The sequence below is a fragment of the Ruegeria sp. ANG10 genome (assembly GCF_040705255.1).
Taxonomy (GTDB): domain Bacteria; phylum Pseudomonadota; class Alphaproteobacteria; order Rhodobacterales; family Rhodobacteraceae; genus Ruegeria.
The window spans coordinates 1-10399 of sequence record NZ_JBFCVU010000021.1 but is presented as its reverse complement, the minus strand read 5'-3'; the positions used below and the strand labels follow the sequence as shown (position 1 = coordinate 10399).

The 10399-nt window shown below is 53.9% G+C and carries 9 protein-coding genes and 1 pseudogene; 7 read left to right on the top strand and 3 right to left on the bottom strand.

The features are described from left to right. Together AB1A64_RS22160 and AB1A64_RS22155 are read right to left on the bottom strand one after the other, a co-directional pair. Positions 1-123: formate--tetrahydrofolate ligase (locus tag AB1A64_RS22160; RefSeq protein WP_366553403.1), on the bottom strand; the 123-nt coding region annotated here is incomplete at its 3' end. Positions 124-294: 171 nt separating this feature from the next. Continuing rightward, positions 295-1230: a LysR substrate-binding domain-containing protein gene (locus AB1A64_RS22155; protein ID WP_366554317.1), complete on the bottom strand. Its 936-nt coding sequence runs from the start codon at positions 1228-1230 to the stop codon at positions 295-297. A 237-nt stretch (positions 1231-1467) separates the two neighbouring features. Between AB1A64_RS22155 and AB1A64_RS22150 the strand changes: the two genes are divergently transcribed. From AB1A64_RS22150 to AB1A64_RS22125, 6 genes are all read left to right on the top strand, one after another. Next, positions 1468-2418 (top strand): ABC transporter substrate-binding protein, encoded by a 951-nt coding sequence (locus tag AB1A64_RS22150; protein WP_366554315.1) that lies wholly within the window; start codon positions 1468-1470, stop codon positions 2416-2418. 84 nt (positions 2419-2502) lie between these two features. Then, the gene (locus AB1A64_RS22145) at positions 2503-3531 is read left to right on the top strand and encodes a glycine betaine/L-proline ABC transporter ATP-binding protein (protein WP_366554313.1); all 1029 of its coding nucleotides are present in this window, start codon (positions 2503-2505) and stop codon (positions 3529-3531) included. After that, the gene (locus AB1A64_RS22140) at positions 3531-5513 is read left to right on the top strand and encodes an ABC transporter permease subunit (protein WP_366554311.1); all 1983 of its coding nucleotides are present in this window, start codon (positions 3531-3533) and stop codon (positions 5511-5513) included. The genes AB1A64_RS22145 and AB1A64_RS22140 overlap by 1 nt, the downstream gene beginning before the upstream one ends. 1 nt (position 5514) lies before the next feature. Then, complete coding sequence (locus AB1A64_RS22135) at positions 5515-5886, top strand: cupin domain-containing protein (RefSeq protein ID WP_366554309.1); 372 nt, start codon at positions 5515-5517, stop codon at positions 5884-5886. After that, positions 5883-8282 carry a DUF1989 domain-containing protein gene (locus AB1A64_RS22130; RefSeq protein ID WP_366554307.1) on the top strand — a complete coding sequence of 800 codons (2400 nt, stop codon included), beginning with the start codon at positions 5883-5885 and terminating at the stop codon, positions 8280-8282. The genes AB1A64_RS22135 and AB1A64_RS22130 overlap by 4 nt, the downstream gene beginning before the upstream one ends. A 4-nt stretch (positions 8283-8286) precedes the next feature. Next, entirely contained in the window at positions 8287-8721 is a 435-nt protein-coding gene (locus tag AB1A64_RS22125) for a hypothetical protein (protein WP_366554305.1), read from the top strand. A 514-nt stretch (positions 8722-9235) separates the two neighbouring features. On the opposite strand, the gene AB1A64_RS22120 is transcribed toward AB1A64_RS22125, so the two are convergent. After that, on the bottom strand, positions 9236-9865 hold the full coding sequence (locus AB1A64_RS22120; RefSeq protein WP_366554303.1) for a response regulator transcription factor: 630 nt from the start codon (positions 9863-9865) through the stop codon (positions 9236-9238). A 218-nt stretch (positions 9866-10083) separates the two neighbouring features. Between AB1A64_RS22120 and AB1A64_RS22115 the strand changes: the two are divergent. Continuing rightward, positions 10084-10399 (top strand): annotated as a pseudogene (locus AB1A64_RS22115) (aminotransferase); the annotation flags it as partial.

The window sequence follows — 10399 nt, the reverse complement described above, 5'->3', positions numbered from 1 at the left end:
CTTCGCCTTGTCGTGGCCGTAAGGCAGCAGATCGTCACTGGAGATGCCAATTTTCGCACCGATTTCCTGAATCGGCTTCTTGTTCGCCTCACGGGCGATTTCGATGTCGGATTTGTAGCTCATTGGGTGCTGGGCTCCGTGCAAAGTAAGTTTAACGAACTCAAACCCGTCCGCATTTGCGATCGGGGGAGGAATCGGATACTTTCTTTACGGTAAATAAATATTCCTTTGGGTCAACCTCAGAAATGTGAGAGCATGATTGAAAGGGCATTTGTTAAGCGATAGAGCCACGGATCACGCATAGCGTTTACGCACCGCGCTAAGCCCCAACAACCAATCCTCTACGATGCGTAATTCCGGGAATACTTTTTGCGTTGGGCTTTTGAGAAGATAGTACCCAGACTGTGTTCGCACCGATACGTCCTGAATCGGTCTGACCAACGCGCCCCTTTCAAGCAGTGGGTCGACAAGATGGGCCCAACCTAATGCGACACCCAATCCGTCGACCGCAGCTTGTATAGAGAGGGGATAGGTGTTGAAGGCCACAGCGCGTTCCATCAATGAGGTTGAAACTTCATTGCCGTTAAGCCACGTGTGCCATGTCATCCATTCCGCGTGACTACTGGTTACCTCAATCAGATCCAACTCCGGCAAAGCAGTTAAATCTGTCACCGTCGGATTGCTTTTGAGATACTCTGGGCTGCAGACCGGGAAAACAGTTTCCCCAAATAATAGCTGAGCATCATATCCGGGCCATTCCCCATCCCCGCGCAATATCGTCAAATCCATCGAATCTGACAGGCACTCTGCATCACTGTCGGAAGACACCAACGAAATACGAATGCGACCATTGGATTTGTTGAATTTTCTTAGTTGTGGCATCAACCAGAGTGACGCAACCGAGTTGGTCGCAGAGATCGAGACTGTGTTGGCCTGATGTTTAGCCAGCATGTCACGGCTAACATCCCGCATCAGGTCCAGAGACTTTTCCACGGTTGCCAACAATATGGCACCTTGCTGCGTCAATGAGACCGAGCGATGACCTCTGACAAACAGCGGAACATCATAATGCTGCTCCAACAGTCGCACCTTGCGGCTGATTGCCGTTTCCGAAATGTTGAGCACCTTGCTGGCCTGCGCAAAACTCTGCGCTTTCGCAGCCGCTTCAAATGCCAAAAGGTAATCGAGCGGTGGAAGGATCTTGCCGGTAATTGGTGCTTTCTTTGGCATCCGAAGGCGGTTTCCCAATCTGAAGATGATCGCAATCAAAAACATTTGCCCGTTTCGACTGGAAACCGATCAGGCAACTGACTGTTAAGATAGCGAAAAGTCAAATTTGCCTCAAGATTTTATAGGCAATGCCTCTCAAATTTCTGTTCTGCGTCTCGCGAAAATTTAGGCAGAATGAGAAAATTCGGGGCCGGAAGAGTCCGCAGATACAAAATATTCGTCACTCAGGGAGCAAACATGAAACTCACAAATCTATTTTCTGCTGCAACCTTGGCAGCCGTAGCGGGCACCGGAGCGATTGCCGAAGACAGCAGCGATCCGATCGTCATACCAATTCACAACTGGTCCAGTCAGATCGTGATGTCTTACGTTACAGGTCAACTACTAGAAGAGATCGGTGACAACGTCGAATACGTCACGACAGACAGCCAGGCGGTCTATGAGTCTGTGCGCTTGGGCGATGTCACACTTGAGATGGAAGTCTGGGAAGGTGCATTCGGCGCATCCTTCCGTACCGCGCTGGAAAAGGGTGGTTTGCATGATGCAGGTGATCATGATGCGGTCACGCGCGAGGATTGGTGGTATCCGATGTGGACTAAGGAATCCTGCCCCGGCCTGCCCGATTGGCAAGCGTTAAACGATTGCGCGCATCTTTTCGCAACAGCGGAAACCGGGGACAAAGGCCGGTATCTGGATGGACCCGTCGACTGGTTGAAGCATGGTAAGGAACGTGCCGAAGCGCTTGATTTGAATTTCACGGTCATTAATGCGGGTTCGGCTGCGGCCCTATGGGCTGAGATCGGAGCCGCAGAGGCGGATAAGAAACCGGTTCTGGTCTTTAACTGGACACCCAACTTTGCCGAAGCTGTCTGGCCTGGTGAGTTTGTCGAATTTCCGGCCTGGGAAGATGGCTGTGACAAAGACCCATCCAAAGGTCCGAATCCGGATGCGTTGTATGATTGCGGCAACCCAGCCAGCGGTTACCTGAAAAAAGCCGCGTGGGATGGCATGAAAGACAAATGGCCGACTGCCTACTGCGTTTTGACTGAAATTTCGTTCACCAATCCGCAAATCGCGGAAATGGCAAAACTGGTCGATACTGACGAGTTGGAACCGGAAGAGGCAGCCGCCGAATGGCTGGATGCCAACCGCGCGGTTGTTGACCCCTGGATCAGCGCCTGCAGCTGATAATCCGGTCATTCGCAACGAAACTGGCGCGGCCTTGCCGATATCAGTGAAGCAAGGCCGTGCCTAACAAGAAAGTAGGCAGCCATGTCCGCCACAGCGCCCGTCATCTCAGCCAAAAACGTCTGGAAACTGTTTGGAGCTTCTCCTGAGACCTATCTGAAATCTATGCCCGCGGGCCGCAGCTTCGATGAGATACGTGCGGACGGTTACATCGCCGGGGTCAAAGACGTCTCGATTGAAGTTGACCGGGGTGAAATGCTGGTCATCATGGGGCTGTCCGGGTCAGGCAAGTCTACTCTGGTACGGTGCTTTTCTCGCCTTCATGACATTACCGGCGGCACGATAGAGGTTGATGGTCAGAACATCATGAGCCTGAGTGAGCGCGACCTGATCGAGTTGCGGCGCAACAAGATGGGCATGGTGTTTCAGTCCTTCGGTCTGCTGCCGCATCGTACGGTTCTTGATAACGTGGCCTTCCCGCTGGAAATGCGCGGTCAGGATCGCCATGACCGACGCGAGCGGGCATTGGAAGTAATCAAGCTGGTCGGCCTTGAGGGTCGTGAAGAATATTTCCCGCGCGAGCTCAGCGGCGGGCAACAGCAACGCGTCGGCATCGCCCGATCCCTGGCGATTGAGCCGGATATTTGGTTTTTGGATGAACCGTTCTCCGCTCTTGACCCTTTGATCCGACGTGAAATGCAGGATGAATTCCTGCGGCTACAAGAGATGCTGGGTAAAACCATTGTCTTTATCACCCATGATTTTGACGAAGCGCTGCGTTTGGCAGACCGGATCGCGATCATGCGCAACGGCGCGGTTGAACAATGTGACACGCCCGATCAAATCGTCATGAACCCCTCCACTGAATATGTGGCGAAATTTACCGAGGACATCGACAAAGCCCGCGTGGTTCATGCGAAAGGATTGGCAAAACCGGTCAACGGACACGCTTTGGAAGGCGCACCAATCAATGGTGGCGCAACGATCCACGAACTTGCGCGGGTTCTGGTCAATGACAACCGCATCCTTTTGCCGGTTGCAAATGACAAGGGCGTAGTCACCGGTTTACTAGAACGCGACGCCGCACTGAATGTCCTGCTCGGAGCCGAATAATGGCGACGCTGTCCACAGATCTGACTGAGACATCGGACAAGCCGTGGGGACGTTCCCGAGTACTTACCACGCTGCTTGCCGTGGCCTTCGCGCTGATCCTTGCCAAGGCAGTTGGTATTCTACCTGAATGGCTGAACCGCATCCCCGAAGCCGCCATCCCGCCCACAGCGCAGGTTCTGGACGTAATTTTCGGCTTCATTCAAAATGACCTTGGCTTGATTTATGTAACCCGCTTTATCGCGGAAGGTCCTCTAGAGTTTCTGCTGGACACATCAGCAAACCTTTTGGAAGGCAAGCGTCGCTGGCCCTATCTGGGACCAATCCCATGGTCTGCGATTGCCGCCGTCGCTGGGGTTGTTGGATATGCTGTCGGTGGATGGCGGTTGGCTGCTCTGGGCACTGGAACTTTTATCTGGACGGCTGCGATCGGTCAGTGGAAGATCGCCATGCAAACAATGTCCGTGATCGTCGTCGCGGCGCCTTTGGCGTTTCTGCTGGGTCTGGCGCTGGGTATCGCCGCGTGGAAATATCGCTGGTTCGAGCGGATGTTGAAGCCCATTCTGTCTGTGCTTCAGACCCTGCCATTCTTTACCTATCTGCTGCCCGCTGTGATCTTCTTTAAGGTGGGTCCAACCGCCGGGGCCGTTGCAACGATTACGTTCGCGATCCCGCCGATGATCCTGATGACAACGCTGGGGCTCAAGAAGGTTAGCCCCGAAGTGATCGAAGCGGGTCAGATGTCCGGCTCTACTCGCTGGCAGATGCTGCGCCATGTGTACATTCCGGCAGCGCGCACCGAAATTCTGGTTGGCGTCAATCAGGTGATCATGCTGTGCCTGGCCATGGTCGTTCTGACCGCCTTTATCGGTATGCCCGGTCTTGGCGCTAAGCTGTTGGCAATGATGGGAAGTTTCAAGCTCGGACGATCCTTCGAGATTGGCATCACTATCGTCCTTTTGGCCGTGACTTTGGACCGGATGTCCAAGGCTTGGGTGGTCAAGCAACCTGTTCACTTTGAACGCGGCACACCCTGGTGGAAGCGGCATCAGATCTCACTGGTCGCACTGGGTTTGTTTGTCGGGTTTATCCTGCTGTCGCAGCTGTTCCCGATCCTGGCTGAAGTTGGCCGCAAACAGCACCTGAGCCAAGGCAAGGAAATTGACGTGGTGATCAAGTCGTTCCTGGCGATCGATGCTATCAAGGGAACAACTGAATGGTTGCGCTGGTTCCTGAACGTCAAGGTTCTGATCCCGTTCCGGGACACGCTGCTGGCGATCCCGACCCCCGCCTTCATCCTAATAGTCGTTGCCTTTGCATATTGGGTCGGCGGACGCCGTCCGGGTATCTATGCTGCGGTTTTCTTTACCATTGTCGCATTCTCGGGTTGGTGGGATCGATCGGTGATCACTCTATACACGGTAATTTCGGCTGTTGCGCTGGCAACGTTGATTGGCATACCGCTCGGCGTAATCGCAGCCCGATCAGAACGTTGGTCAAAAAGCATCCTTCTGGCCTGCGACACAGCACAAACCTTCCCCAGCTTCATCTATCTGATCCCGGCAATCATGCTGTTCGGCGTTAATGACGTGGCTGTTGTGTTCTCGATCCTAATCTTCGCCGCGGTACCGTTGATCCGGTACACCATTATTGGCCTCAGCAGCGTGCCTCCAGAAATGACCGAAGCGGCGGACATGTCTGGGTCAACGCGGCGGCAAAAGCTGATGTCGGTTCAGTTCCCGCTGGCGCTGCCGACAATGGCAGTTGGGTTCAATCAGGCCATCATGTTTGCCTTCTTCATGGTGATCATCGCGGCCTTCATCGGCACTCAGGATCTGGGACAGGAATTGCAGCGAACGCTGGCTGGCACCGAGTTGGGCAAAAACTTTGTGCTCGGCCTGAACGTGTCGCTGATGGCTCTGACCTTTGACATGGCCATCAGCAGCTGGACGGAACAGCGTAAAAAGCGACTGGGGCTCGATTAAGATGGCACAACAGCAAAACATGCGTACCGTCACCCGTTTCGACGATACCGGCTTTGTCAGAATGCAGATGAAAGACCGGCCCGACGAGCAGGTTTGGTGGAAGAATGTCAGCTTTGACGAGGATACCGGGCAAGGCAGCTATCTGATGAAGATGGTGCCGGGCACGCGCTCGAACCCGCATATTCATCACGGTCCGGAAGAGTTCTTTGTCCTCGAAGGTGATCTGACCGATCACGACGGGTTTCGTTATCGCAGCGGGGATTTTGTCAGCCTTGCCGCCGGGTCCAGCCACTTTTCGCGCACCGAAACAGGATGCCTTTTGGTGGTCATGCACCGCGGCCCGACCAAGTCTATTCAGGAAGGTGCATTATGAATGTGAAGCCAGTCTTCGAAGTACCTTACGAACGCAGCGGGGTTCTGGCCCCTGGCCTTCCGATCCTGCCTCATGGCACGGAACGTCATCCCGTCCCTGGCGCAGGGTCGCGTGCGGTTCCGGTGTCCAAAGGCGACACGCTCACATTACTGGATCGCGATGGGATGCAACCCGCTGAGATGGTGTTCTTTGCCCCCGATCGAAACTCGGACGCTGCCATGCTTGGCGCGCAGGGGCACGGTCGACCAGAAGGGCTGATTGCAACTCTGGCGAATGGCTCGGCTTCGGGCAAGAAAGTGTTGCGCGCCTTAGAGGTTGCAGGTTTCGACATCGGACGCGGGGATGCGATCAGGGCTTTCTCGGATGGATCACGCCCCGGCGACATGGCGCACTTCGTGGCGGAATGCGACGGTCTTCTGATCGTCTCTGCCCCCGGTGAAGCGATGCGACCGGAAGACAACAACCCACCGACCGACATTATCCTATACATTCAGCGTGTCGCTCCCGGCTTGGAAAAACCCGACGTGGGCCCGCCCGATCCGTTGGCCGACCCTCTCAGAGACATCAACATTCAGCCTGGCAATGCCGAATCTTATGAGGTCAAAGCCGGAGAGTTCATTCAGATTGTGGATATCAGGGGCCGCGAATGCTCAGACTTTCAGGCGTTCAGCCGTCGTGCATTAGATCAGGGGATCGAACGCGAGATTGATCCCACCACAACGCGCAGCCTGATGGGCAGCTTGTATCCGCAACCAGGTATATTCTCGAAATACTGGTCAGTGGATCAGGAACCGCTGGTTGAGATCGTGCAGGATACATGCGGCCGCCACGACACGTTCGGGCTGGCCTGCACAGCACGGTATTACGAAGATTTGGGCTATCCCGGCCACGTCAATTGCTCGGACAATATCAACAAGGATCTAAGCCAATATGGCATCCGTCCCCGCGCAGGTTGGCCCGCGATCAACTTCTTTTTCAACACGATGCTGGACGACAACAATGCCATTGGTATGGATGACCCGTGGTCGCGACCCGGAGATTTCGTGCTGCTGCGTGCACTGACGGATCTTGTCTGCGTCAGTACCGGCTGCCCGTGTGACATAGACCCGGCCAATGGCTGGAATCCAACCGACATTCAGGTGCGAACTTACAAAGCTACCGAAGATTTTAAACGATCCTATGGCTACAGAAAATCTGCGGAGGCGGATGTGGAAGAAACCAAGAAAACAGCATTTCACGACTGCTTTGCACGTCATACCCGTGATTTTGTCGAATATAATGGATATTGGCTGCCTAATACGATGACCAATCACGGCACTATTGCCGAATACTGGGCCTGTCGGGACAAAGTTGCTGTGATGGACCTGAGCCCGCTGCGCAAATACGAGGTTGTTGGTCCGGATGCCGAAGAGCTGATGCAGCTTTGCGTGACCCGCAACATGAAGAAGCTGAGTGTCGGCCAAGTTGTGTATACGGCAATGTGCTATGAACATGGCGGCATGATCGACGATGGCACCGTCTATCGGCTGGGCGAGACCAACTTCCGATGGATTGGTGGCAACGACACCAGCGGTTTGTGGCTGCAGGAACAAGCGCGAAAGCGCAACATGAATGTCTGGGTGCGTAACTCTACAGATCAGTTGCACAACATCGCGGTACAGGGGCGGCACAGCCGCGATATCCTCTCGCAGATATTCTGGACGCCACCCCAGCAGCCAACCATTGAGGAATTGCCTTGGTTCCGGCTTACAGTGGCTCGGGTTGGGGATGTGCGCGGGACATCCGTCGTAATTTCTCGGACCGGGTACTCCGGCGAGTTGGGTTATGAAATCTTCTGCCACCCTAAGGACGCTGTCGAGATTTTCGACCGTGTCTGGGAAGTTGGTCAGGACTATGGAATTGCCCCTCTTGGACTAGCCGCCCTCGACATGTTGCGGATCGAAGGTGGCTTGATCTTTGCCGGGTCCGAATTTGACGACCAGACTGATCCGTTCGAGGCCGGGGTCGGTTTTACCGTCCCATTGAAATCTAAAACCGATGATTTCATCGGGCGCAGCGCAATTGAGGAACGCAAGGCTCACCCTCACCGCAAGCTGGTCGGGTTTGATATAGAAGGTGGAACAGTGCCTTCTCCGGGCGATTGTGTACGTATCGGAAAAGCGCAGGTCGGCGAAATCACCAGCGCGATGAAGTCACCCATCTTAGGCAAGGTCATCGCCCTTGGGCGTGTTGCATCAACCCATGCGCTGGAGGGGCACGACATTGAGATCGGTCAACTGGATGGGCAGCAAAAGCGTTTGAAGGCAAAAATTGTTTCGTTCCCGCATTTTGATCCAGCAAAAGAGCGTGTGAAGGGTGTTTACCTAAATAACGATTTCACGGATGCGGCTGAGTGATAAATTGACAACCAAGCAAACGGCCAAATCTGCGGTCGTTTTTTTGCTGGGATTTGTCGTGGCAACTTCGCCAGAAATCGGCTTCGCAGGAGTATGTGACCGGGTTACCGCACTAGAAAACTACAACACCACCGGTTTCTCGCCGAAAGGAGCGATGTGCGAACCTTATGTCGGCCTGGCCAATGTCCAAGGCATTTCTTGCCGATGGGAATTTCCATTCCGAGACGCCGAAGCCAGTCGCGCATTCAACGACCTATGGACCGAAGTAGCACGTTGCAAAGACGGAGCTCAGAAACAACACGGTAGTTCCGTTAACCACCCTGACAGCTACGTACAGAGGGAACTTATCACCTCGGACGGTCTTTATCGCGTCGCCCAAAAAGACAAGGGCCAAATCAATCGTACATTGGTGTTTTTGAGTTTCGAGCGTGGCAATTGACGCAGCAGGCGTTCCATTGCTCGCTAGATGGCTAAGGATAGAGTAGTGCATGCTCTGCCATCTTTGATCGTCACGAAGCTCAAGTGCCGGACGACAGAACAGGCAATGGCGCGAGCTGTCAGCTCAGGTATTCTGAAATGGACCGATTTTTTGCTGACCCTGTCGCCGAACTTGCGGATGGTTATAGACAGACCCATTGCGGCGGGATCGTATGTTGGTCTAGCAGATCGCACGATTTGATCACGTTCGAAGAAAGTCGAACGGTGCGGAATCTTGATAGCTTTCAGACGGTTCGGCTCCAAGAAATTGCCAAAGACTTAAAATTGGATGCTGAGATGTTCTCTGAAGACTTTGGGCTCAACCGTGATCAATGCGCGTAGATCAGGTATCTCTGAGCCCGGCCAACACGCACAGGTTTTTGTAAAGGGTGGGCAAGTGCAAGTTTCACATAATTTAGCTTACCCGCCGACATTGTGCGATCGCTAGTACATGCTCGGCCATAGGCGCAAATCGGTTAATCTGAGGCTGCGCCAGAAGAATAGTAGAATGCAATAGCTTGCGTTCTGTTTTTAACCGAGAGCTTTTCATAGATGTTGCTCAGGTGAAACTTGACTGTGTTGGTCGAAATCTGCAGCTCTTTTGACAGGTCCCGGTTCGACATTCCCTGTGCCAATGCTTCGAGAATGGCGCGCTCTTTGCGGGACAGGCTGTGAATTGGGTCCTGCTGCATTTTCCGAACATCGATGAACGGAAAAACCATCTTGCCTCGGGCAACGTCTGAGCAGGTTTCCAGCAATACATCGACCTCACCTGATCGGGACGCGAACCCTGCCGCTCCTGCCTGCATGGCAAGGCGCGGAATGTCTCCGTCATCGTCTCCATAAACAACGAAACGGGGCGCGTTTTCCTGTTCACGCAGAACCTCAATCAATTTGGCGGCACCCAAGACCGGCAAATTCCAGGCGATTACGCAGACCTTGACCGGAACCCTCATAACCGCGCCCAAGAACCCTTCGGCGGTTGCCGATGTCGCCACCAGAGAGAATCGTGGATCACGCTCGAAAATCTCGGACATGGCCGACAAGACCAGCGGATTGTTGTCGGCAAGCATAACGTTAATCGGTTGCTGTGAAGGCTCAGTCATTGATTTTGCATCCAAAATCCCAAAAAACCACCCGTAAGAATAGGTGCAGACTTGGTATACTTCGGTATTTCTGCCAAAATGGGTAGTATTTTTTTAATCCTATTAGATGTCCTAAAGCAGTAGTAAATTACGTTGCGCGATGATGCAAGCAGCGCTTTCCTGATCCACAACACGATATTTGGGCGTGATTGACCACCCCAACGATCAAGGAGGATCGAATGACTTTTCAGATTTTTCCCGCGCTCGAAATCCCCGAGACTCTGGCAGCTGGCCCGGGGCCGGGCAATACCGACGCCCGAGTTCTCCAGGCCTTTTCCAGTGCCGGGGTTGCGGATCACATGCAGGGCGACGTTTTGCGCGGGATGGTCGAATGCAAGCACATGCTGCGCGAGATCTGGGGCACTTCGAACACCTATACATTCGCGGTTGCCGGCACCGGGTGGAGCGCGCTGGATACCATGTTCTCGGCCGTCATGCCCGGCGACAAGGTTGTTGCATTTAACAACGGCACATTTTCCGGCATTGACGCGCTGA

Bases quoted from the DNA above. Each gene is read 5' to 3' on its own strand.
- AB1A64_RS22130 (WP_366554307.1), top strand. From the start codon at position 5,883: ATGAATGTGAAGCCAGTCTTCGAAGTACCTTACGAACGCAGCGGGGTT.
- AB1A64_RS22145 (WP_366554313.1), top strand. From the start codon at position 2,503: ATGTCCGCCACAGCGCCCGTCATCTCAGCCAAAAACGTCTGGAAACTG.
- AB1A64_RS22135 (WP_366554309.1), top strand. From the start codon at position 5,515: ATGGCACAACAGCAAAACATGCGTACCGTCACCCGTTTCGACGATACC.
- AB1A64_RS22120 (WP_366554303.1), bottom strand. From the start codon at position 9,865: ATGACTGAGCCTTCACAGCAACCGATTAACGTTATGCTTGCCGACAAC.
- AB1A64_RS22155 (WP_366554317.1), bottom strand. From the start codon at position 1,230: ATGCCAAAGAAAGCACCAATTACCGGCAAGATCCTTCCACCGCTCGAT.
- AB1A64_RS22140 (WP_366554311.1), top strand. From the start codon at position 3,531: ATGGCGACGCTGTCCACAGATCTGACTGAGACATCGGACAAGCCGTGG.
- AB1A64_RS22150 (WP_366554315.1), top strand. From the start codon at position 1,468: ATGAAACTCACAAATCTATTTTCTGCTGCAACCTTGGCAGCCGTAGCG.